20 protein-coding genes, 2 tRNA genes and 1 pseudogene are annotated in these 22391 nt (G+C 65.9%); 8 read left to right on the top strand and 15 right to left on the bottom strand.

The genetic code is table 11. The annotated features are described in order from the left end of the window. Positions 1 to 40: 40 nt before the first annotated feature. The 6 genes from ntrB to cysG are packed head-to-tail and all read left to right on the top strand — an operon-like array spanning position 41 to position 8885. Complete coding sequence (gene ntrB / locus C8J36_RS10075) at positions 41 to 931, top strand: nitrate ABC transporter permease (RefSeq protein ID WP_062595135.1); 891 nt, start codon at positions 41 to 43, stop codon at positions 929 to 931. Between the two features lie 14 nt (positions 932 to 945). After that, complete coding sequence (locus C8J36_RS10070; protein WP_062595134.1) at positions 946 to 1743, top strand: ABC transporter ATP-binding protein; 798 nt, start codon at positions 946 to 948, stop codon at positions 1741 to 1743. Between the two features lie 12 nt (positions 1744 to 1755). Continuing rightward, positions 1756 to 4203, top strand: coding sequence for a nitrite reductase large subunit NirB (nirB, locus tag C8J36_RS10065; protein WP_062595133.1), 2448 nt, complete (start codon positions 1756 to 1758; stop codon positions 4201 to 4203). Between the two features lie 20 nt (positions 4204 to 4223). Further along, a complete protein-coding gene (gene nirD, locus C8J36_RS10060; protein WP_062595565.1) occupies positions 4224 to 4601 on the top strand; it encodes a nitrite reductase small subunit NirD in 378 nt (125 codons plus the stop codon). 50 nt (positions 4602 to 4651) lie between these two features. Further along, positions 4652 to 7357, top strand: a complete 2706-nt coding sequence (locus C8J36_RS10055) for a nitrate reductase (protein WP_132534482.1) — start codon at positions 4652 to 4654, stop codon at positions 7355 to 7357. After that, a complete protein-coding gene (gene cysG / locus C8J36_RS10050; protein WP_132534480.1) occupies positions 7329 to 8885 on the top strand; it encodes a siroheme synthase CysG in 1557 nt (518 codons plus the stop codon). Before C8J36_RS10055 ends, cysG begins: the two co-directional genes overlap by 29 nt. Here cysG and C8J36_RS10045 read toward each other — a convergent pair. Continuing rightward, complete coding sequence (locus C8J36_RS10045; protein WP_132534956.1) at positions 8878 to 10458, bottom strand: gamma-glutamyltransferase family protein; 1581 nt, start codon at positions 10456 to 10458, stop codon at positions 8878 to 8880. The two genes, cysG and C8J36_RS10045, sit on opposite strands and share 8 nt — an antisense overlap. 206 nt (positions 10459 to 10664) lie before the next feature. On the opposite strand from C8J36_RS10045, the gene C8J36_RS10040 reads away from it, so the two are divergent. After that, positions 10665 to 11915 carry an amidohydrolase family protein gene (locus C8J36_RS10040; protein ID WP_132534478.1) on the top strand — a complete coding sequence of 417 codons (1251 nt, stop codon included), beginning with the start codon at positions 10665 to 10667 and terminating at the stop codon, positions 11913 to 11915. 138 nt (positions 11916 to 12053) lie between these two features. On the opposite strand, the gene C8J36_RS10035 is transcribed toward C8J36_RS10040, so the two are convergent. The 10 genes and pseudogenes from C8J36_RS10035 to C8J36_RS09990 all read right to left on the bottom strand — a co-directional run bounded on the left by C8J36_RS10035 (position 12054) and on the right by C8J36_RS09990 (position 18822). Beyond that, positions 12054 to 12129 (bottom strand) — tRNA-Phe (locus C8J36_RS10035). 333 nt (positions 12130 to 12462) lie between these two features. Further along, a pseudogene (gene yacG / locus C8J36_RS25315) lies at positions 12463 to 12666 on the bottom strand (DNA gyrase inhibitor YacG); the annotation flags it as partial. A gap of 94 nt (positions 12667 to 12760) precedes the next feature. Continuing rightward, a complete protein-coding gene (locus C8J36_RS10025; RefSeq protein WP_062595130.1) occupies positions 12761 to 13381 on the bottom strand; it encodes a Maf-like protein in 621 nt (206 codons plus the stop codon). A gap of 251 nt (positions 13382 to 13632) precedes the next feature. After that, the gene (gene infA, locus C8J36_RS10020; RefSeq protein ID WP_004435948.1) at positions 13633 to 13851 is read right to left on the bottom strand and encodes a translation initiation factor IF-1; all 219 of its coding nucleotides are present in this window, start codon (positions 13849 to 13851) and stop codon (positions 13633 to 13635) included. 251 nt (positions 13852 to 14102) lie between these two features. Continuing rightward, a complete protein-coding gene (locus C8J36_RS10015) occupies positions 14103 to 14579 on the bottom strand; it encodes a low molecular weight phosphatase family protein (protein WP_132534474.1) in 477 nt (158 codons plus the stop codon). Between the two features lie 3 nt (positions 14580 to 14582). Next, positions 14583 to 15059 (bottom strand): UPF0262 family protein, encoded by a 477-nt coding sequence (locus tag C8J36_RS10010; RefSeq protein ID WP_132534472.1) that lies wholly within the window; start codon positions 15057 to 15059, stop codon positions 14583 to 14585. Then, positions 15056 to 16360, bottom strand: a complete 1305-nt coding sequence (gene hisD / locus C8J36_RS10005) for a histidinol dehydrogenase (RefSeq protein WP_132534954.1) — start codon at positions 16358 to 16360, stop codon at positions 15056 to 15058. Before hisD ends, C8J36_RS10010 begins: the two co-directional genes overlap by 4 nt. Before the next feature lie 121 nt (positions 16361 to 16481). Continuing rightward, positions 16482 to 16937, bottom strand: coding sequence for a DUF2948 family protein (locus C8J36_RS10000; protein ID WP_132534470.1), 456 nt, complete (start codon positions 16935 to 16937; stop codon positions 16482 to 16484). Between the two features lie 99 nt (positions 16938 to 17036). Continuing rightward, positions 17037 to 18329 (bottom strand): UDP-N-acetylglucosamine 1-carboxyvinyltransferase, encoded by a 1293-nt coding sequence (murA, locus tag C8J36_RS09995; RefSeq protein WP_062595126.1) that lies wholly within the window; start codon positions 18327 to 18329, stop codon positions 17037 to 17039. Between the two features lie 175 nt (positions 18330 to 18504). Beyond that, positions 18505 to 18822 (bottom strand): hypothetical protein, encoded by a 318-nt coding sequence (locus C8J36_RS09990; protein ID WP_132534468.1) that lies wholly within the window; start codon positions 18820 to 18822, stop codon positions 18505 to 18507. A gap of 250 nt (positions 18823 to 19072) precedes the next feature. On the opposite strand from C8J36_RS09990, the gene C8J36_RS09985 reads away from it, so the two are divergent. Continuing rightward, positions 19073 to 19147, top strand: a tRNA-Thr gene (locus C8J36_RS09985). Between the two features lie 168 nt (positions 19148 to 19315). Here C8J36_RS09985 and C8J36_RS09980 read toward each other — a convergent pair. The 4 genes from C8J36_RS09980 to C8J36_RS09965 form a co-directional block, all read right to left on the bottom strand. Further along, entirely contained in the window at positions 19316 to 19963 is a 648-nt protein-coding gene (locus C8J36_RS09980) for a DUF2076 domain-containing protein (protein WP_132534466.1), read from the bottom strand. A gap of 109 nt (positions 19964 to 20072) precedes the next feature. Next, on the bottom strand, positions 20073 to 20789 hold the full coding sequence (locus tag C8J36_RS09975) for a Bax inhibitor-1/YccA family protein (RefSeq protein WP_132534464.1): 717 nt from the start codon (positions 20787 to 20789) through the stop codon (positions 20073 to 20075). Between the two features lie 107 nt (positions 20790 to 20896). After that, the gene (locus C8J36_RS09970) at positions 20897 to 21670 is read right to left on the bottom strand and encodes a zf-HC2 domain-containing protein (protein ID WP_132534463.1); all 774 of its coding nucleotides are present in this window, start codon (positions 21668 to 21670) and stop codon (positions 20897 to 20899) included. Beyond that, the gene (locus C8J36_RS09965; RefSeq protein ID WP_132534461.1) at positions 21657 to 22193 is read right to left on the bottom strand and encodes a sigma-70 family RNA polymerase sigma factor; all 537 of its coding nucleotides are present in this window, start codon (positions 22191 to 22193) and stop codon (positions 21657 to 21659) included. The genes C8J36_RS09970 and C8J36_RS09965 overlap by 14 nt, the downstream gene beginning before the upstream one ends. Positions 22194 to 22391 lie beyond the last annotated feature (198 nt).

Raw genomic sequence — 22391 nt, 5'->3', positions numbered from 1 at the left:
CTCGCGCTCCGGCCGCAACCCTCAATTTCAGGAGACCGGCATGTCCGTCACCAATCTCAATACGGCCCCTGCAAAGGCGAAGCCGAGCGCCCAGGTCGTCACCTTCTCAGGCACGGTCAAGCGCCCGGCGCCCACGCCCTTCATGCGCCGCCTGTCCGCCATCGCAAGCGATCTCGTGCCGCCGCTCGTCACGCTGCTCGTGCTGCTCGCCGCCTGGGAGCTGATCTGTTCCTCCCCGACATCGAGCCTGCCGTCGCCGACACGGGTCATGGCCGAGAGCTGGGACCTGATCGTCAACCCGTTCTACATCGGCCAGGGCACCGACCAGGGCATGGCCTGGCACATCATGGCGAGCCTCCAGCGTGTCGCGGTCGGCTATGCCATCGCGGCCGTCGTCGGCATCGCGATGGGCGTGCTCGTCGGTCAGAGCCAGTGGGCGATGAAGGGTCTCGACCCGATCTTCCAGATCCTGCGCACCGTGCCGCCGCTCGCCTGGCTGCCGCTGTCGCTCGCCGCATTCCGCGACGGCAATCCCTCGGCCATCTTCGTGATCTTCATCACCGCGGTCTGGCCGATCATCATCAACACCGCCGTCGGCATCCGCAACATCCCGCAGGATTACCAGAACGTCGCCAAGGTGCTGCGTCTCAACCAGCTCGAATACTTCGCCAAGATCATGCTGCCCGCCGCCGCCCCCTACATCTTCACCGGCCTGCGCATCGGCATCGGCCTTTCCTGGCTCGCCATCGTTGCCGCTGAAATGCTCATCGGTGGCGTCGGCATCGGCTTCTTCATCTGGGATGCGTGGAATTCCTCGCTCATCAGCGACATCATCGTCGCCCTCATCTACGTCGGCGTCGTCGGCTTCTTCCTCGATCGTCTCATCGCATTCATCGGCCGCGCGGTCACCCGCGGCACCGCAACGGCCTGAAGGAGGACGTTCCCATGGCAAAAGCCTATCTCTCCATCGAAATGGTCGACAAGTCGTTCGAGCGCAATGGCCAGGTCTCCGAAGTCCTCAAGCAGGTCTCGCTTGGCGTCGAAAAGGGCGAGTTCATCTCGATCATCGGCCATTCCGGCTGCGGCAAGTCCACGCTGCTCAACCTCGTCGCCGGCCTGACCAAGGTCACCAGCGGCGCGGTGCTGCTCGAGAACAAGGAAGTCTCCGAGCCCGGCCCGGAACGCGCCGTGGTGTTCCAGAACCATTCGCTGCTTCCCTGGCTTACCGTCTATGAAAACGTGTCGCTGGCCGTCGACAAGGTGTTCTCCCGCAAGAAGACGAAGGCGGAACGCCACGACTGGGTCATGCGCAATCTCGATCTCGTGCAGATGACGCATGCCAAGGACAAGAAGCCCTCCGAAGTCTCCGGCGGCATGAAGCAGCGCGTCGGCATCGCCCGTGCGCTCGCCATGGAACCCAAGGTTCTGCTGCTCGACGAGCCCTTCGGCGCGCTCGATGCGCTCACCCGCGCCCATCTGCAGGACCAGGTCATGCAGATCCACCAGAAGCTCGGCAACACCGTGCTGATGATCACCCACGACGTGGACGAGGCCGTCCTGCTCTCGGATCGCATCGTGATGATGACCAACGGTCCGGCGGCCCGCATCGGCGAAATCCTCGACGTGCCGATCGCCCGTCCGCGCAACCGCATCGAGCTGGCCACCGACCGCACCTACCTGAAGTGCCGGGAAGCCGTCCTGAAGTTCCTCTACGAGCGCCACCGCCTCGTGGAAGCCGCATAAGGAGAGGATGACATGAAACAGAAACTCGTCATCATCGGCAACGGCATGGCGCCCGGCCGGATGCTGGAAGAGCTCTTCGAGCAGGCCCCCGGTCTTTACGACGTCGTGATCTTCAATGCCGAGCCGCGCGTCAACTACGACCGCATCATGCTGTCGCCCGTTCTCTCGGGCGAGAAGCTCTACGAAGACATCGTCATCCACGGCGATGACTGGTACGCCCGCCACGGCGTGACGCTGCACAAGGGCGCGAAGGTCACCGGCATCGACCGCGCGGCCAAGACCGTGACGTCTGCAAGCGGCGTGACGGAAAGCTACGACAAGCTCGTCATCGCCACGGGCTCGCTGCCCTTCATCATCCCGGTCCCCGGTCACACGCTGCCCGGCGTGCTGGCCTACCGCGATCTCGACGACGTCGAGAAGATGCTGGATGCCACCAAGCGCGGCGGCCGGGCCATCGTCATCGGCGCCGGCCTGCTCGGGCTCGAGGCCGCCTATGGCCTCAAGCGCCAGGGGATGGACGTCACCGTCATCCACATCATGCCGACGATCATGGAGCGCCAGCTCGATCCACCGGCCGCCTACCTGCTTGAAAAAGCCCTGAACGATCGCGGCATCGAGATCATCACCAAGGCGAACACCAAGCGGATCGTCGGTGAGGACAAGGTCGAGGGCATCGAGCTCGAAGACGGCCGGGTCATCGAGGGCACCATCGTCGTGATGGCCGTCGGCATCCGTCCGGCAGCCCAGCTGGCCAAGGATGCGGGCGTCGTCACCAACCGCGGCATCGTCGTGGACGACGGCATGATGACGTCGGACGGGTCGATCTACGCGCTCGGCGAATGCGCCGAACACCGCGGCGTCTGCTACGGTCTTGTCGCGCCGCTCTACGAAAGCGCAAAGACGCTCGCCGATCGCCTGATCGGCGGCGCCTCGGAATATCGCGGCTCGGTCGTCAATACCAAGCTGAAGGTGACCGGCATCAACCTGTTCTCGGCCGGCGACTTCGCCGAAGGCGAGGATCGCGAGGAGATCGTGCTGCGCGATGCCACAGCCGGCGTCTACAAGCGCCTCGTGCTCAGGGACAACCGCATTGTCGGTGCCGTGCTCTACGGCGAAACGGCAGACGGTGCCTGGTTCTTCGACATGATCAAACGGGGCACCGACATCTCCGAGATGCGCGATACTCTCATTTTCGGCCAGGCCTATCAGGGGGGCAGCCCGCTGGACCCTACGGCGGCCGTTGCAGCCTTGCCGGATGATGCGGAAATCTGCGGCTGCAACGGCGTCTGCAAGAGCAAGATCGTCGGCACGATCACGGCCAAGGGCCTGACATCGCTCGATGATGTGCGCGCCCACACTAAGGCTTCCGCCTCCTGCGGCTCCTGCACCGGCCTTGTCGAGCAGCTGATGGTGCTGACGCTCGGCGACAGCTACAATCCGGCCGCCGTCCAGCCCATGTGCACGTGCACAGAACTCGGCCATGACGACGTGCGCCGCCTGATCGTCGCCAAAGGCCTGAAGACCATTCCCGCCGTCATGCAGGAACTGGAATGGAAGACCTCCTGCGGCTGCGCCAAGTGCCGGCCGGCGCTCAACTACTACCTCGTCTGCGACTGGCCGGACGAATATGCCGACGACTACCAGTCGCGCTTTATCAACGAGCGCGTCCACGCCAACATCCAGAAGGATGGCACCTATTCCGTCGTTCCCCGGATGTGGGGTGGCGTGACCAATGCCGGCGAGCTGCGGGCCATCGCAGACGTGGTCGACAAGTTCGAAATTCCCATGGTCAAGGTGACCGGCGGCCAGCGCATCGACCTGCTCGGCATCCACAAGGAAGACCTGCCCGCCGTCTGGGCGGATCTCGGCAAGGCCGGCTTCGTCTCGGGTCAGGCTTATGCCAAGGGCTTGCGCACGGTGAAGACCTGCGTCGGCACGGACTGGTGCCGCTTCGGCACGCAGGATTCCACCGGTCTCGGAATCCGGCTCGAGAAGTTCATGTGGGGCTCCTGGACGCCGGCCAAGCTGAAGCTTGCCGTTTCCGGCTGTCCGCGCAACTGCGCGGAAGCGACCTGCAAGGACATCGGCGTCATCTGCGTCGACAGCGGCTACGAGATCCACTTCGCAGGCGCGGCCGGCCTCGACATCAAGGGCACCGAAGTGCTGGGGCTCGTGGCCACGGAAGAGGAGGCGCTCGAACACATCGTGGCGCTGGCGCAGATGTACCGCGAGCAGGGCCGCTATCTCGAACGCATCTACAAATGGGCAAAGCGCGTCGGGCTCGATGAGATCCGCCGCCAGATCATGGGCGATGCCGAGAAGCGCAAGGGCTATTTCGATCGCTTCGTCTTCTCCCAGAAGTTCGCACAGGTCGATCCCTGGTCGGAGCGCGTCTCCGGCAAGGACAAGCACGAGTTCAAGCCCATGGCCGTCGTCGGCATGGCGGAAGCGGCGGAGTGATGGCGATGGAAACGAAGATCATGAGCAGGAGCGATGCGGACGCCGTCACGAGCGGCTTCGACAGGGACTGGGTGGATATCGGCGTCATCCATGAGATTCCCGTGCGAGGGGCGCGCTGCGTCCGCACACCGCAGGGCCGGATTGCCGTGTTCCGCACGGCGGACGATCAGGTGTTTGCGATCGAGGACCGCTGCCCCCACAAGGCCGGTCCGCTTTCCCAGGGCATCGTCCACGGAACATCGGTCACCTGCCCGCTGCACAACATGGTGTTCTCGCTGGAAACCGGACAGGCGCAGGGTGCCGACGAAGGCGAGGTCCGCACCATCCCGATCCGCAATCGCGACGGCCGACTGTCGATCGCGGTCGACAAGCTCAGCCTGCTGGTCGCCGCCGAATAGCGGCGACCGGTCGCGGGACTGTCCTCACGTCAACCTTGGGAAAAATGCCGATGCCCGTTGAGATCAAGACGACCTGTCCCTATTGCGGCGTCGGCTGCGGCGTCATCGCTCGCGTCGAGGAGGCCGGGGCCGTCTCGGTACGCGGCGATCCCGACCATCCGGCGAACTTTGGCCGGCTCTGCTCGAAGGGCTCGGCGCTGGCCGAAACCATCGATCTCGACGGTCGCCTGCTGGTGCCCCACATCGCCGGCGCGCCGGCGTCCTGGGATACGGCCCTCGATCTCGTGGCCACGACGTTTGCCGACACGATCCGGCAACATGGACCGGATTCGGTGGCCTTCTACGTCTCGGGCCAGCTTCTTACCGAGGACTATTACGTCGCCAACAAGCTGATGAAGGGCTTCATCGGCTCGGCGAACATCGACACCAATTCCCGTCTCTGCATGTCGTCCTCGGTTGCCGGCCATCGGCGCGCCTTCGGGTCGGATACGGTGCCGGGCACCTATGCCGATATCGAGCTTGCCGATCTCGTCGTCCTCACCGGTTCAAACCTCGCCTGGTGCCACCCGGTCATCTATCAGCGCCTTGCCGCGGCCAAGGCTGCCCGACCGCAGATGAAGGTCGTCGTCGTCGATCCGCGCCGCACCGCGACGAGCGATATCGCCGACCTCCACCTCTCGATCCTGCCCGACGGAGACACGGCCCTGTTCGGCGGCCTGCTCGCCGATCTCGCTTCGAAAGGCATGCTCGACCGGACCTTTATCGAGGCGCACACGCAAGGCTTCGATGCCGCGCTGTCCCGCGTCGCGGATCTCGGCCTCGCCCAGGTGGCGGAGGCGACAGGCCTCGATAGCGCTGACATCGAGGATTTCTATGCGCTGTTTGCGACCAGCGAGCGCGTCGTCACCTGCTACAGCCAGGGTGTCAACCAGTCCTCCTCCGGCAGCGACAAGGTCAATGCCATCATCAACTGTCATCTTGCCACCGGCCGCATCGGCAGGCCCGGCATGGGGCCGTTCTCGCTGACCGGCCAGCCGAATGCCATGGGCGGACGCGAGGTCGGCGGTCTCGCCAACATGCTCGCGGCCCATATGGCGATCGAGGATGCGCAGGATCGCGACACGGTCCAGCGGTTCTGGCAGTCGCCGGTCATCGCCGGCAAGCCCGGTCTGAAGGCCGTGGACCTCTTCCGCGCAGTCGCCGATGGCCGCGTCAAGGCGATCTGGATCATGGCGACCAACCCGGTCGTCTCGATGCCCGAAGCCGATCTCGTGCGCGCAGCACTTGCCGCCTGTCCCTTCGTCGTCGTCTCCGACGTCATGGCCGGAACCGACACGACGGCGCTTGCCCATGTGCTGCTGCCATCGGTCGGCTGGGGTGAAAAGCAGGGAACGGTGACGAATTCCGAACGCCGCATCTCCCGCCAGCGGACGTTTCTCGACGTGCCGGGCGAGGCAAAAGCCGACTGGTGGCAGATGGCGCAGGTCGCCCGGCGCATGGGCTTTGATGCGGCATTCAACTTCCCCGACGCAGCCGCGGTTTTTGCCGAACACGCTGCGCTCTCCGCTTTCGAAAACGACGGCCGCCGCGATTTCGATATCGGCGCTCATGCCGACATTTCCGCGGACGCCTATGAAGCGCTCGCGCCCTTCCAGTGGCCGCAGCCGGCCGGCACGGCCCCGCGTGAAACAGACAGCCGGTTCTTCGCGGATGGTCGCTTCTATCATGCAGATGGCCGGGCGCGCTTCGTGCCCGTTATTCCCGCGCGCGATCGCCGGACGACAGAGGCGCATCCCTTCGCGCTCAACACAGGCCGTATCCGCGACCAGTGGCACACGATGACGCGGACCGGCAAGACCGCGCGGCTGACCGCGCACTTCGCCGAACCTTTCGTGGAGATCCACCCGGACGACGCGCGGGCGCTCGATCTGACGCCGGCCGACCTCGTGGTGCTGGAGAGCCCGCAGGGACGCGCCGTGCTGCGCGCCCTCGTCACCCCGCGCCAGAAGCCCGGCCACCTCTTTGCGCCCATGCACTGGAACGACCAGTTCGCTTCTGCTGCCCGCATCGATGCGCTGGTGCCGGGGCTGGTGGACCCGGTGTCCGGCCAGCCCGCCTCCAAGCATGTGGCTGTCGCCGCGGCCAAGCTGGACGTCGGGCTTTACGGCTTTGCCATCTCGGTGGAAAAGCCGAAGGTTTCCGGATTGTCCTCCCATCCGCTCGCCTATCATGCGCTGGCACGCGCTGCCGGTGGCTGGCGCATGGAGTTTGCGGCTGCACCCCTGTCTCTTGAGGAGGAGGGTGGGGTGCAGGATCGCGACTGGACCGGGTGGAGTGTCGAGACGCTCGGCATTCCCCCGGGCCTTGAACCCCTCGGCTACCGCGATGCCGTCACCGGCCAGATCCGGATGGCCTTCTTCGATGGCGAGCGTCTGCTCGGCGCCGTCTTCCTCAGCCCGCGCCCGGTCGCGGTCGCCCGAAACTGGGCTATCTCCCAGCTGGGTGACGTCCATTCCGATCTGCGGCGCCGCTTCGCCGTGGTTGCCGGCCGTCCGGGTGCAGAATCGATCGACCCCGGCGCCACGGTCTGTTCCTGCTTCAATGTCGGCATCAACCAGATCGTCACTGCGGCGGCCGGCGGTTGCTGCACGGTCGAGGCCATCGGCAAGGCGCTGAACGCCGGCACCAATTGCGGCTCCTGCCGCGCAGAGATCAGGGAGATCCTCAATGGAACGCGTATCGCTGCTGCGGAGTGACGACAACACGTCCCGCGAGGGATCGACATCGAAGGCGACGGCCCGCGTCGAGGCCCTGGCCAAACTCCCCGTCTTCTGGGGCCTCGAAGGCAAGCGCGTCATCCTTGCCGGCGGCACGGAAGGGGCGTGCTGGAAGGCCGAGCTTCTCGCCGCCTGCGGTGCCGAGGTTCACGTCTATGCGCCCGACGACACGCTCTGCGACGTCTTCGCCGACATGCTCGCGCGTCATTCGGAGGAGCGCGCGGCGGGCAGGGCGCGCGGTGGCTTCGTGCAGCATGCACGGGTGTGGGCAGCCGATGTCCTGCCCGGTGCAGCCCTCGCCATTGCCGATTGCGAAGAGGAAGACGAGGCGCGCGCGTTCTACGATGGCGCGATCGCGGCGGGCGTGCCGGTCAACGTCATCGACAAGCCGGCTTTCTGCCAGTTCCAGTTCGGCTCGATCGTCAACCGCTCGCCGGTCGTCGTCGCCATCTCCACCGATGGCGCCGCGCCGATCCTGGCGCAGGCGATCCGCCGCCGTATCGAGACGCTGCTGCCGCAGAGCATCAAGGGCTGGTCGATGCTCGCCCAGTCGTTGCGCGATGCGGTCGCCGCGCGGCTGCATCCGGGGCCGGAGCGGCGCGCCTTCTGGGAGCGTTTCGTGGATCGGGCTTTCACCAGCCTGCCGACGCCCGAAAGCGGCGCCGACCTCATCGCCGAGGCCGATCGGCTGGCCGCCGGACGCGAAGGCACGCGGGAGGGGCCCGGCATCGGCAAGGTCACGCTGGTCGGCGCCGGTCCGGGCGATGCGGAACTGCTGACCTTGAAGGCCGTCCGCGCGCTTCAGGCGGCCGACGTCATCCTGTTCGACGACCTCGTTTCCACCGATGTGCTGGAGCTGGCCCGCCGGGAGGCCAAGCGCATGCTGGTCGGCAAGCGCGGTGGGCGGACGAGCTGCAAGCAGGAGGATATCAACGCGATGATGGTCACCTTCGCCAAGGCGGGCAAGACCGTGGTGCGGCTGAAGAGCGGCGATCCCATGGTGTTCGGCCGGGCAGGGGAGGAGATCGCCTGCCTGGAAGCGCATGGCATTCCCGTGGATGTCGTGCCCGGGATCACCGCGGCCAGCGCGCTCGCCTCGCGGCTCGGCGTGTCCCTCACCCATCGCGATCATACCCATGCCGTCCGCTTCATCACCGGCCACTCGCGCAACGGCTGCCTGCCGACCGATATCGACTGGCGCGCCTGCGCCGACCCGCGCACGACCACCGTCTTCTACATGGGCGGACGCACGGCCCCGGCGATCGCCGAGCGCCTGATGGCCGAGGGCATGAGCGGCGACATGCCGGTCGTCATCGCCTCCAACATCAGCCGTGCGGAAGAACGGCGCTGGCATGGCACGCTCTCGACCCTGCATGTCGGGATCGCCGACATCGGCTACGACAATCCCGTTCTGATCGCCGTCGGCAGCGTCTTCCCCGGAGCGGCCATGGAGACCGCACGTTTCCCGCAGGACGCGGAGGCCGCGCTGCAACGCCTAGCTATTTAGCCGGCGACATATCCGGTTCGACAGCCACGGCCAGGCCCTCGCCGCGTGGATCGTGCGCCCCTTCGAGCGTGCCGTCCGCATTTATCCGGATCACGCCTGCCTGTCCGGCAATCGGGCTGAGTGCGGGCAGGGGCGACAGCAGATGGCCCCGGCCGGCCAGCGTTTCGAACACGGTCTCGCCGGCATCCGCCTCAAGCTTCAGGCTGTCGCGGCTGTCGGAAAACGTCTTGCCGAGCAGGAAGCGCGGCCCAGCCAGCGCCTGGGCGGGATCCTCGTCGAAATCGATCAGCCGGGTGAGAAGCATCGCCAGCGTCTGCGGCTGCCCGTCGGCGCCTTGCGTGCCGTAGATCAGTTCCGGACGCCCGTCGCGCAGGCCCATGCCCGGATTGAGCGTGTAGAACGGCCGCTTGCCCGGCGCCAGCACGTTGGGATGGTCGGGTTCGAGCGAGAAAGCCGCGCCCCGGTTCTGCCAGAGAATGCCGGTATCGCCGACGACGACCCCGCTTCCCCAATCGAAATAGGTGCTCTGGAGCACGCTGACGCTGCGCCCTGCCGCATCCGTTGCCCCGAAGAACACGGTATCGCCGGTGCGAAACACATGCGGCCAGGCTTTTGCCTGCGTCCGATCGATGCCCTTTGCCCGGGCGGCGAGGTGCACGACATCGAGAAAAGCGTCGATCGGCTGGGCGCGCGCATCGGGATCGGCAAGCCCGTGCCGATCGAGAAAGGCCTGTTTCACCGCCTCCACGCAGAGATGGAGATGATCGGCGCCTCCGGCCTCAAGCGCGGAGAGATCGAAATGCGCGAGAATGCCCATGATCGCGAGCGTCGTCACGCCCTGCGTCGGCGGGGGCGGCGCCAGCAGTTCCAGACCGCGATAGACGAGGCTCGCCGGCGCCTCTTCCCGCGTTCGCGTTGCCGCCAGATCCCATGCCGTCAGCGGAGATCCGGCCGCGCGCAGACCATCGGCGATCACCTGTGCCAACGGCCCCTCGTAGAAGGCACGCGGCCCCTCCGCCGCCAGACGTTCGAGCGTTCGGGCGAGCTGCTGCTGGCGAAAAATCGCGCCGACCTCCGGGGCGACGCCGCCGGGCATGAACAGTGCGGCAAAACCCGGCCAGCGCACCGCCTCCGCCTTGCGGAAGTCGAGCCAGAAGGCCTGCGATGCCGTCACCGGAAATCCATCGCGCGCAAAGCCGATCGCATCGGCGAGCAAAGTTGAGAAGCTGCGCGTGCCGCCCCAGTGCTTCTCCGAATAGGCGAGTGCATGCCCCCAGCTGTCGACCACGCAGGCGCTGGTCAGGGTCGAGCCGGCGCCGCGAAGGGGAATGGCGGTATCGCCCGCCGCTCGCTCCGGCAACTGACGCGCCGCCTGCCCGATCCCGAGAAAGCAGCGTCGCCGCCCATCCGGATCGGCGACGATCCAGACGGCATCGCCGCCGAGGCCGCAGAAATGCGGATAGAGCACGGCAATGGCAGCGCCGGTGGCAATGCAGGCCTCGAGCGCGTTGCCGCCCTCGCGCAGCACACGGGCGCCCGCGTTGCTCGCCAGCGCGTGCGGGCTTGTGACCATGCCGCCGCGCCCGCGCGAAAGGCTTGGCCGCGCCGCGCCCGACGTTTCCGTGGATTGCCGTCTGCTCATCGCACCATCGCCATCTCCGGCCTTGCGTTCCCGCAAGAACCCGTTTCAACTTCGCCGACCCCCTGTCCCAGAACTTTAAACCCGCAGGACTGTAAACCCGCAGGGCGGATCAGGGCTCCAGCGATCGCGAGGCAACAATGACCATCGATTTCGTGATCCGCAATGCCCGGCTGGAGGGAAGGGAAGGCCTCGACGATATCGCCTTCGAAGGCGGCCTCATTGCCGGCATCGCCGAAAGTGCGGCAGGCTCCTTCGTCTGCGATGCGCCGGAGCGTGACGCCCTGGGCAATCTCCTCTGTCGCGGCCTCGTCGAAACCCATCTCCACCTCGACAAGGCGGGCATCATCGGCCGGTGCACGCTCTGCACCGGCACGCTGGCCGAAGCCGTGGCCGAGACCTCGCGCGCCAAGGCCGCGTTCACGCAGGCCGATGTCTATCAACGGGCCGCCTATGTCGTGGAGCAGGCGATCGTCAATGGCACGAACCGCCTGCGCACCTTCGTGGAGATCGACGGACGCGCCGGCTTCCGCTCCTTCGAGGCGATCAAGCGCTTGCGCGCGGATTATCGAGCCCTGATCGACATCGAAATCTGCGCCTTTGCCCAGGAGGGACTGACCAACGATCCGGGCACGCTGGAGATGCTGGATGCGGCCTTGCAGTCCGGCGCGGATGTCGTCGGCGGTTGCCCCTATACCGATCCCGATCCGCAGGCGCATATAGCCGCGATCTTCGACCTTGCGGAGCGCCATGGCGTCCCGGTCGATTTCCACCTGGATTTCGATCTTGATCCCGAGGGGTCCAATCTCCCGACCGTCATCGCAGAGACCGTGCGGCGCGGCTACCAGGGGCGCGTCTCCATCGGCCACGTCACCAAGCTCTCGGCACTCCCGCCTCAAGCCTTCGCGGTGATCGCCCGAGAAATCGCGGACGCCGGCATCGCCGTCACCGTCCTGCCGGCGACCGACCTCTTCCTCACCGCCCGGGATGCCACGCACCTTGTTCCCCGCGGCGTGGCACCGGCCCACCGGCTCGCAAGCCACGGCGTGCTGACCACGATTTCCACCAACAATGTTCTCAACCCCTTCACGCCCTTCGGCGACATGTCGCTGCTCCGCATGGCAAATCTCTATGCCAACATCGCGCAACTCGGCACGGATCAGGCGCTTGCAGGCGTCTTCGATATGATCACCGTCAATGCGGAACGGCTGCTGGGGCGAAGCGCCCTGCCGCCCGCGATCGGCGATCCCGCCACGCTCGTCCTCCTCTCGGCACCGTCCGCCGCAAACGCCGTCGCAGGCCCGGCAACGGCAACCGCTGCCTGGAAGAACGGCCACCAGACATTCGACCGCCCCCCGCCCCGTCTCTTCCGCAACGTGCCGCCAGGCTGAAACGCAGACCCCAAGCATCAAGGAGAACATCAAGACAGGGTGACGCACATCGCCCCTGCGCGCCATGCGGAGCAGCTGAACACGACGCGGCCGTCATCACTGCCTGCGGGTCTGTAAGAGTAACGAGTTGCGGAAAAATGGTGCCCGGAGGCGGATTTGAACCACCGACACGCGGATTTTCAATCCGCTGCTCTACCAACTGAGCTATCCGGGCATACCGGCTTCGAAGGCCTTGTGAGACCGTGGGGCTTTGGTTTTCCCCGGGAAGCGAGCGGGGTTATAACATCTTGTTCGGAGGTGTCCAGCGCCAGATGGCGTTTTTCTGACAGAAAGTTCGTTTGCGGAACAAGCTGTTGATAGAGCTCAGCTTCTCAAGAGGACCGAGAGGCTGGGGGAGGGACGGAGTGCCCGATTGCGGTCTCCACGAGGCGCCTGTAAGGGCAGCGAGAGGCTTGGAGGTCGTCCTGAGGGATCGAGGACAGGAAAGTCTTTGGCGCTGCTGCACGTCTCGCTGTGCGGCGGCCGGCCCTCTCTCTTTCAGCGGCCCCTAGTCGTCGTCGCGCGTGCCGTTCTGGAGCGTATCGTCGGGGTTGTCCTCGTCCTGGGAAACGGGGATGGCATAGGCGCCGGTGAGCCAGCGGCTGAGGTCCAGGTCGCGGCAGCGATTGGAGCAGAAGGGATAGTGCTCGCGGTGGGACGGGCGGCCGCATTCCGGGCAGGGCACGGTCTTGCGCAGCGGAGCGACGTTGGAGACGGGCTTGGCCTGTGCGGCGGGGCTGTCGTTCGCAGGATCGTTCGGGGTCTTGCGGCCGCTTGTGGCTTTCGGGGTGTCGTTGCTCATGGTGTCATCCTTCGAGCCAGGCATCGTGCACGTTGAAGCCCTCGCCGGAGAGCAGGGCGACGGTTTCGGTCAGGGGCAGGCCCACGACATTGGTGTAGGAACCGACGAGCTTGACGACGAAGCTTCCGGCAATGCCCTGGATGGCATAGCCGCCCGCCTTGCCGCGCCACTGGCCGGAGGCGAGATAGCTCTCGATATCGTGGGAGGTCAGGCGACGAAAGCGGACCTTCGTGTCGATCACCTTCTGCCGAACGGAGCCGTCCGGCGTGATGAGGCAGATGCCGGTATAGACCCGGTGGCTGCGGCCGGAGAGAAGCGTCAAGGCCGCCGTGGCCTCTCCAAGGCTTTCCGGTTTCTGCAGGATGCGGCGACCGACGCTGACGACGGTGTCGGCTGCCAGAAGATAAGCGCCGCGCGCCTCGTCCATGCCTTTCAGCGTCGCTGCCGCGGCTCGCGCCTTTTCGGCGGAAAGCCGCCAGGCGAGCGAGCGCGGATGCTCCGTGCGCCGCGGGGTCTCGTCGAGATCCATCGGCATCAATCGCCGCGGCTCGATGCCGACCTGCGCGAGGAGCTCGACGCGGCGGGGCGAGCCGGATGCCAGGATAAGCGTCTGATCGTTTGCCATCGTCTGTCGTTCCCGGATCTCTGCGCAAGGATCTCCCGACCGGAACCGGTGTGACGGAACGGGCGCATGCGGCAGCTTGCATGGCGGAGCGGTGTCGGTTCTGGCCATGCCCGCTTGCGCTGCCTTCATGCCGTCCCCGAGCCGAAACGGGTACGATCTCGCAGCGCTGTGATGTGCGGGCGGCGCATGACAGGATGCGATGCGTCTCGGCGCGCCGGCCCGGCTTCATTCCGTGCCTGTCTTCGCGTGCCTTACTTGAAGCGGTAGGTGATGCGGCCCTTGGTCAGGTCGTACGGGGTCATTTCCACCAGCACCTTGTCGCCGGCAAGAACGCGGATGCGGTTCTTGCGCATGCGGCCGGCGGTGTGGGCGATGATTTCGTGTTCGTTTTCCAGCTTGACGCGGAACGTCGCATTGGGGAGCAGTTCGGTTACGACGCCCGGGAATTCGAGGACTTCTTCTTTCGCCATTGACGATTTGTCTTTCCGAGTTTCATGAAGGCCCTGGGCCTCTTTAAAAAATTTGCCGGAAACTACACAATCACCGTCCGTTTGTGAACAGCGGCGTTCCGGTTTTCGATCTTTCCGTCAGCGGCCGGGGGTTCGGCAACGGCAAAACGGCGTCTTTCGACGCTGCAGGCCGGGCACGAGGGCGTCGACGAGGGTCCGTGCGGCCACCGGAGAACGCCTGTCCTCGCATGCGCGGCTGCGCGTAACCCGCTCTATGGCATCTTGTTCGGCGATTGTCCAAGCAAACGATGCCGGATGAGACTTTCCAGATGGTCGCGCACATCGCGATAGGCCCCGACGATCTGGTCGCGCGTGCCGATGGCGGCCGTCGGATCCGCCGTCGGCCAATATTCGACATCCACGGCCATCGAGCGGGTCAGCTCCAGCGCGCGGTGATGTGCCTCCGGGGCTAGGGTGACGATCATGTCGAAATAGTCGTCCTCGAGCTGGTCCAGCGTGTGCGGCTCATGGCGTCCGGCGGTCAGGCCCAGCTCGTCCAGCACGACATCGACGAAGGGGTCGCGCTCGCCGGTCTTCACGCCCGCCGAGGCGATGTAGGTCCCGGCCGGCAGCAGCGCCTTTGCCAGCACCTCGGCCATGGGCGAGCGGATGGCATTCATGCCGCACATGAACAGCACCGACCGCGGAGGTCCGGTGCCGTCGTCTCGCGGTTCAAGCCCCGGCACCATCGCCTACCCCCGCCAGTAGAGCACGCAGACGAGGGTGAAGAGCCGGCGTGCCGTGTCGAAGTCGAGCTTGATCTTGCCGGAAAGGCGATCCATCAGCGTCTGCGAACCCTCGTTGTGAATGCCGCGCCGTCCCATGTCGATCGCTTCGATCTGGCTCGGCGTCGAGCTGCGGATTGCCTCGTAATAGCTCTCGCAGATCATGAAATAATCGCGCACGATGCGGCGGAACGGCGTCAGCGAGAGAATATGGGTGATGACGTCGCCGCCCGCCTCGGTGGTCACGTTGAGCACGAGCTTGCTGTCCATCAGCGACAGTTTCAGCCGGTAGGGGCCACCTTCATGGCCGATCGGCTCAAAACTGTTTTCCTCGATCAGGTCGAAGATGGCGACGGCCCGCTCATGCTCCACATCGGGCGTCGAGCGGCCGATCGTCTCGTCCAGCACCACGTCGCAGAGGCGAAAAGCGGGCGCCTGGCTCATCCCGTCTCTCCAAGGTTGAGGCGGATCGCCACCGAGCGCGCATGCGCCTCCAGACCCTCCGCACGGGCGAGCGCGATGGCGGCGGGACCGAGATCGCGCAGCTGTTCGGTGCCGAGCCTGAGGATCGAGGTGCGCTTCACATAGTCGAGCACGCCGAGTCCGGAGGAGAACCGGGCCGAGCGCGCGGTCGGCAGCACGTGGTTGGAGCCGCCGACATAGTCGCCGATGACCTCGGGCGTGTAGCGTCCGATGAAGATCGCCCCCGCATTGCGGATCTTGGGGATCATCGCATCCGGATCAGCCAGGGCCAGTTCCAGGTGCTCGGCCGCGATCCGGTTGGCAAGGTCCGGTGCGCTGGCAAGATCCTCGACGAGAATGATGGCGCCGAAATCGCGCCAGCTGCTGCGCGCCGTCTCCGCGCGGGGAAGCGTGGCGAGCTGCCGCTCGACCGCCCGCTCGACCGCGTCGGCAAACGCGGCATCGTCGGTGATGAGGATCGACTGCGAATTGATATCGTGCTCGGCCTGCGCCAGAAGGTCGGCGGCGATCCAGTCCGGGTCGTTGTCCTTGTCGGCGATCACGAGAACTTCGGATGGGCCGGCGATCATGTCGATGCCGACCGTGCCGAACACCTGGCGCTTGGCGGCGGCCACATAGGCGTTGCCCGGACCCATGATCTTGGCGACCGGTGCGATCGTGGCCGTGCCATAGGCAAGGGCCGCGATGGCCTGCGCGCCGCCGATCCGGTAGATCTCGGACACGCCGGCCATGCGGGCTGCGGCGAGAACGGCGGGATTGATGTTGCCGGCAAGCGCCGGCACGACCATGACCACCCGCGGAACGCCGGCGACCTTCGCCGGCAAGGCGTTCATCAGCACGGAGCTGGGATAGCTCGCCGTGCCCCCGGGAACGTAGAGGCCGACCGCATCGATCGGCGTCCATCGCGAGCCGAGGCCGACGCCCATCGCATCGGTATAGATGTCGTCCTTCGGCAGCTGGCGGGCATGGTGCGCCTCGATCCGCACGGCGGCGACCTTCAGCGCGCCCAGCACCTCGGACGGCACGGCTTCGATCGCGGCATCCACTTCCTCGGCCGAGACGGCCATGGCGGTCGTGGCGTGGTCGAGCTTGTCCCATTTCAGCGTATATTCGGACAGGGCAGCGTCACCCCGCTCGCGCACGTCGGCGATGATCCGGCGCACGGCAAGGTCGACATCCTCGGAGACCTCCCGCTTGGTGGTGAGAAAGGCCGCGAATGCGGCCTCGAAATCGGAAGCGCGGTGGTCGAGGCGAATGGCCACTGTGTCGGGATCCTTCGTGTCGGCGGACGTCATAGGGAATTCGGGCATGCCAGGCGGAATAGCGCCTTTGGGGTTGCCGGCGTCACTGGCCTCTCCCCGTCAAGCGCCGGCCGGCACCGTCTCAGCTTTCCGGATGGTGAGGCCTGAAAGCGGTTTCCCACGCCCCGCCCGTATCCGCAAGCTGTACCTCGATACATTCCACATTCAGCGCGATCGTCGCATCGCCGGCCAGCACCAGTTCCAGCACGCCGTCCGGGCCCTCGCCCTTGGGCTCGAACCGCAGGGCCAGCAGCGACAGCACGGCGTCCGTGTCCGTCCTCGAAAAGCCGATGGAGCGCACGGCCGTCACGCGGTGGAAGCCGATCACGGCGCGGCGGCGCTCGTTGGTCTTCTTCTTGGCGGCGGCCGCATCGCCGCCCACCGTCTTTTCCCAGACGAAGCGGTTGACCACCAACGCGAAGCTGCCGGTCCGGGGCGTGTAGGAGATGCCCTCGACCTTGAAGACCGCATCCTGCACATGTGCGGAGATGATCTCCAGGTCCTGCGCGTCCAGCGCCATGAGCTTCAATGTGTCCATGAGGTCCTGCCTGTGAGATCTGGCCCTTCGGGTTCCGGGGTCCAGAGCAGAGATAGGTCGCGGCGGCGGCTTGCGCAACGGGCCGCGACCCGCCGCGCATCAGTCGGTCACGCGCTCGACGATCGCGCCGCAGCGTGTCAGCTTCTCTTCCAGCCGCTCGAAGCCGCGATCCAGATGATAGACGCGCGACACCATCGTATCGCCTTCGGCCACGAGGCCCGCGATGACCAGCGACACGGAAGCGCGAAGGTCGGTCGCCATGACCGGCGCACCTTTCAGGCGCGGTACGCCCTCGATCTTCGCCGTCTGGCCGGACAGGGTGATGCGCGCGCCGAGCCGGGCGAGCTCCTGCACGTGCATGAAGCGGTTTTCGAAGATCGTCTCGGTGATGTGCGAAACGCCGCTGGAACGCGTCATCAGGCCCATGAACTGCGCCTGCAGGTCGGTCGGGAAACCCGGGAAGGGATCGGTGACCACATCGACCGGCTTGATGCCGCCGCCATTGCGATAGACCCGGATGCCGGTTTCCGTCGGCGTGATCTCGGCGCCCGCACGGCGGATCGCTTCGAGCGCCGTATCGAGCAGGCTCGCATCGGTGCCTTCGAGGATGACATCGCCGCCGGTCATGGCCACGGCCATGGCATAGGTGCCGGTTTCGATGCGATCGGGCAGGACGCGGTGGCGCGCGCCCGAAAGCGAGGTGACGCCCTCGATGGTGATGGTGGAGGTGCCGGCGCCGGTGACCTTCGCGCCCATGGCGTTGAGGCAGTTCGCGAGATCGACCACTTCCGGCTCGCGCGCGGCATTGCCGATCGTGGTCGTGCCATTGGCCAGCGTCGCCGCCATCATCATGACATGCGTCGCGCCGACGGAGACTTTCGGAAACACGTAGCGCGCGCCGATCAGCCCGCCTGCGGGGGCCGTCGCATTGATATAGCCGCTGTCGATCTCGATATTCGCGCCGAGCGCCGCAAGGCCCTCGATGAAGAGATCGACCGGCCGCGTCCCGATGGCGCAGCCGCCGGGCAGCGACACGCGCGCCTTGCCCTCGCGCGCCAGAAGCGGTCCGATGACCCAGAAGCTCGCGCGCATCTTCGAGACCAGCTCATAGGGCGCCGTGGTATCGACGATGTTGCGGCAGGTGAAGTGGATCGTGCGCGCATAGCTCTCGCCCTGCCGCTCGCGCCGGCCGTTGACCGAGATGTCGGCGCCGTGATTGCCGAGGATGCGGATGAGCTGCTCGACATCGGCGAGATGCGGCACGTTTTCCAGCGTCAGCGTGTCGTCGGTAAGGAGCGATGCGATCATCAGCGGCAGGGCGGCGTTCTTGGCGCCGGAAATCGGGATGATCCCGTGAAGCTCGTTGCCACCGGTAATTCTGATGCGATCCATGATCAGTCCTCGTCGGGGCTGAAACGCCCCTGCATGATAGATATGCCGTTCGTCGGCAGGAAAGCGGCTTCCATAAAGCAAGCCAGGGCAAATGAGAAGCGATCCGCAGGACGCGGCGGCGCGAGCGGTGGGCGTGGGCGATGCTGGCACCCCGAAAGAGGGGCGCCGCGCCGCATTATCTTGAGGATTGGTCCGGATTTGCGGCAGGATGCCGATCGACACCGCCTGCGGGATCGATCTCGCCATCGCTGCGATGCGCGCGCTCGGTGTCCGCAGCCGATTCGGCCTCTGCAGGTTCGGGGTCCGCGAGAAGGCGCGCATCGCCACCGACGTCGACAAGCGCCTCGCCGCTGGCCGCCGGCAATCCCACGGCCTCGTCGGCATCGCCGGCCCGTCGCGCGCGTCCCTGCTGCTTGCGCCGCTGGAGGTTCTCCCGCAACGTCCGTGCCGCCCGTTCCCGCCGCGCCTGTGCCTGCCGTTCCGCCTCGCTCATTCGCCGCTCCCGTCCCTTTCGACCATGGCCGCACCCAAACGATCGCGTGCATCCGACCGTCCGCACCGCACCGCCACGCCGCCTTCCTACAAAATCGCCGCGCCGCGCGAAACCCGAGCCGTGCCCTCGGGCCGCCTCCAAATGCCCCAAACACAAGAAAACCGCTCCCCCTGCCTTGCGCTCCCCGAAAACCTATGGCAATAGGCCCTCGCTACGACACGGTCGCCTCTGCGCCGCCGCTGTCATCAGTGCTGCTATAGCTCAGGGGTAGAGCACTCCCTTGGTAAGGGAGAGGCCGAGAGTTCAAATCTCTCTAGCAGCACCATTCTTCTCTCCCTTTTTTCGAAAACGATCCGGGAAAACCGGGATCTCGACCGCGTCTGTCGGACTGTCTCGCGCGTGCGATGGACGACCGGTGGTTTCCGCCATCCGCCATCACGAAAAAGAGCCGGCTTTTGGCCGACTCTCGCTTTTCGTTCGATGCTTCGGGCGATCAGAAATCCATATCGCCCATATCGTCGCCACCCATGTCGTCGGCGCCCATATCCTCCGCCGGAGCTTCGGCGGGCGTTTCCGCCGCGTTGGCTTCGCCGCCGGAGAACATGCTGCCGATAGCGCTGCCGAGGAGCATGCCGCCGGCGACGCCCATGGCGGTCTGGGCCGCACCTTGCAGAAAGCCGCCACCGGCCCGTTGCCCTTGCTGAACGCCACCCTGGTTACCCCAGGGGCTGTTGGATGGGCTGTTGGGCTGGCCGCCCGGCTGGCCTGCCGGCTGTTGGCCCATGGCTGGGCTGGCCTGAGCATAGCCGCCTTGCGGGGGCTGCTGCCCATAGCTGTTTGCCGGTGCCGCATGGCGGGCAGGGGAGGGCTGGCTTCCGCCACCGAACAGGCTGGAGAACAGCCCGCCGGAAGAGCGACCGGACGACTGGCGCTCCAGTTCCTGGATCCGCTGCTCGGCTGCCGCCAGAGCCTGGTCCTGGACCACGATGGTCTGCGCCATCAGGTAGGGGGCCGTCGGCTGGGCGGCGATTTTCTGGCCGATGAAGGCATTGGCCTCCTGATCGAGCGGGCCGGATTGGCGCTCGACCTCGGCAATGCGGGAAAAGAGCCCGTCGATCGCCTGCCGGTCATTGCTGTCCATGGTGATGTGTCTCCGTGATCTCATACGCAACGCGACTGTTGCAGGAACGGCTTGGAAAGATCCCCCCGGCCCGCGGGCCGGAAGGAGAAGGACGGGACGTCGGACGCGACTATTCGCGCTCGCCGGTGAAGTTCAGCAGGAGCTGGAAGATGTTGACGAAGTTCAGGTACAGCGACAGGGCGCCGAACACGGCAAGCTTCTGCTGCGATTCCTGGTCCATGTTCTCGGCAAACTGTTCCTTGATGTTCTGCGTGTCGTAGGCCGTCAGGCCGACGAACACGACGATGCCGATGACCGAGATGGCGAACTGCAGGGCGGACGAGCCGAGGAAGATGTTGACGACCGAGGCGATGACCACGCCGATCAGGCCCATCATCAGGAACGAGCCCATCTTCGACAGGTCGGCCTTGGTCACGTAGCCGTAAAGGCTGGTCGCGCCGAACATGGTCGCGGCGATGAAGAAGGTGCGCGCGATGCTCGTTCCGGTGAACACGAGGAAGACGGAGGCGAGCGACAGGCCCATCACGGCGCAGAACGCCCAGAACATGGCCTGTGCCATGCCCGCCGACATGGTCTGCAGGCGGAACGACATGAACAGCACGAAGCCGATCGGCGCGAGCATGACGACCCACTTCAGCGGCGACTGGAAGATCGGAACGTAGAGCGCCGGCGTCGTGCCGACGATGAAGGCGACGAGGCCGGTGACCACGAGGCCGAGACCCATGTAGTTGTAGACGCGCAGCATGTGCTGGCGCAGCGCCTGGTCGAGGAAGGCGCCGCTCTGTGCCGTTGCGCCGTAGCGGGGGCCGGGATTGCTGAAACTCATCGGGGGTCTCCTTTTGGATGAGAAAGTGGGGATGGTTGGATCAGAAAGTGTGAAGGACGTCGGCACCGGAAGGCCCAGGGGCCGATCCGGGTCAGTCCGGTCCGGGGTCAGTAAAGGGTTTTGGAAAGGCGCTCCGCCGTCTGGGTCAGCTTCGCCTCGCCTGTCGCGGAAACCAGTGCATAGGCGACGTCGCCGATCTGCCAGTCCGCCGCCTCGATACCGTCGATCGCGTAGGTCTTCACCGGCCGCACCGAAAAAGCGCCCGGTCGAACGGCGAACAGCGACATCTGCGCCTTGTCCGGCGTGCGGATGGCGAGTTCGACGCTGGGGCCGAAGCGCGACGGGAACACCTGCACATCGACCACGGTCCAGCTGTCCGGCAGCGCCGGCATGACGATCGCGGTCGCGGCGCGGATGTCCTCGCGGTCGTAGGTGTGCACCTCCGGCTGCGACGACATGGTTTCGCGGATCTCCGCCGTCCGGTGTGCCCGGACGGCTTCCTCGACATGGGCCGGCGGCGGCTCGGAGGCCACGACCTCCGTCACCTGGAAGGGGCCGAAGCTCGTGCTGGCGACCCAGCCGGCACCGACGAGCAGGCCGACGGCGGCCACGCGCTGCAGTTGCTGGCCGAACCGGGGGAAACGCAGACCGCTTTCCAGCCGCCGCGCCGCATCGCGGGTCTGGCGCGTGCCGCCGGGATCGACGGTCGCCTGCAGCGACAGGCGCAGTTCGCCGCGCATGTGCAGATCGCCCATGACGCGGGCGGCGGCCTCCGGGTTCTGCGCCAGATGCGCTTCGACCTGCAGGCGCCGCTTCGGCGTCAGCTGGTTGTCGACATAGGCATCGAGGTCGCTGTCGAGGATCGGGTCAGCCACGGTCATTGTCGGTACCTCCAACGATCTTGAGATGCGTCGGCGCGCGACCTTCCTCGAAGGCGCGCAGGCGAGCCCGCGCGCGGGAAAGGCGCGACATCAGCGTCCCCACGGGAATATCGAGGACGCGCGCGGCATCCTGGTAGGACATGTCGTCGATGGCGACGAGATGAAGCGCTGCACGTTGCTCTTCCGGAAGGCTGAAGAAGGCCTCGCGCAGCTGTGCGAGACGAACCACATCTTCCGCGTCGCCATGATGCAGCCCTTCCGACAGCAGCGCTGCCTCCTCCACGCGCCGCGCCTGCGAGCGCTTGCGGCGCAGGCTGTCGATATGCGTGTTGTGAAGGACGGACATCAGCCATGTCCGCAGGTTCGCACCCTGGCGAAAGGTCGGCCGGCGTTCATAGGCGCGCATCAGCGCGTCCTGCACCAGATCCTCCGCATCGTGCGGATTGCGCACGAGCGATCGGGCATAGCGCCGAAGAGCGCCAAGCTGGCCGATGACATCGAAAGGGCTTTTCCTGTCGTCCATGCCTCATATACGCACGGCGACGATGGTTTATTCCCGCACCCCGGAAAAGAATCTTTCTTCACACGAGCGCTTTAGAAATGGTATTAGGAATATCTAATATGTACTGATCCGGTGCAGGTGCCGCGAACTGTTAACGGATGGACGATATGCTCGTTAACGCAAGGGTGAAGACCCCTGACGACGGACCGGCCTTGGAGG

This window comes from Rhizobium sp. PP-F2F-G48 (assembly GCF_004342335.1).
Taxonomy (GTDB): Bacteria; Pseudomonadota; Alphaproteobacteria; order Rhizobiales; family Rhizobiaceae; genus Ferranicluibacter.
Note: the sequence above shows the minus strand (reverse complement) of the source record. Positions and strands in the feature narration are given on the sequence as shown.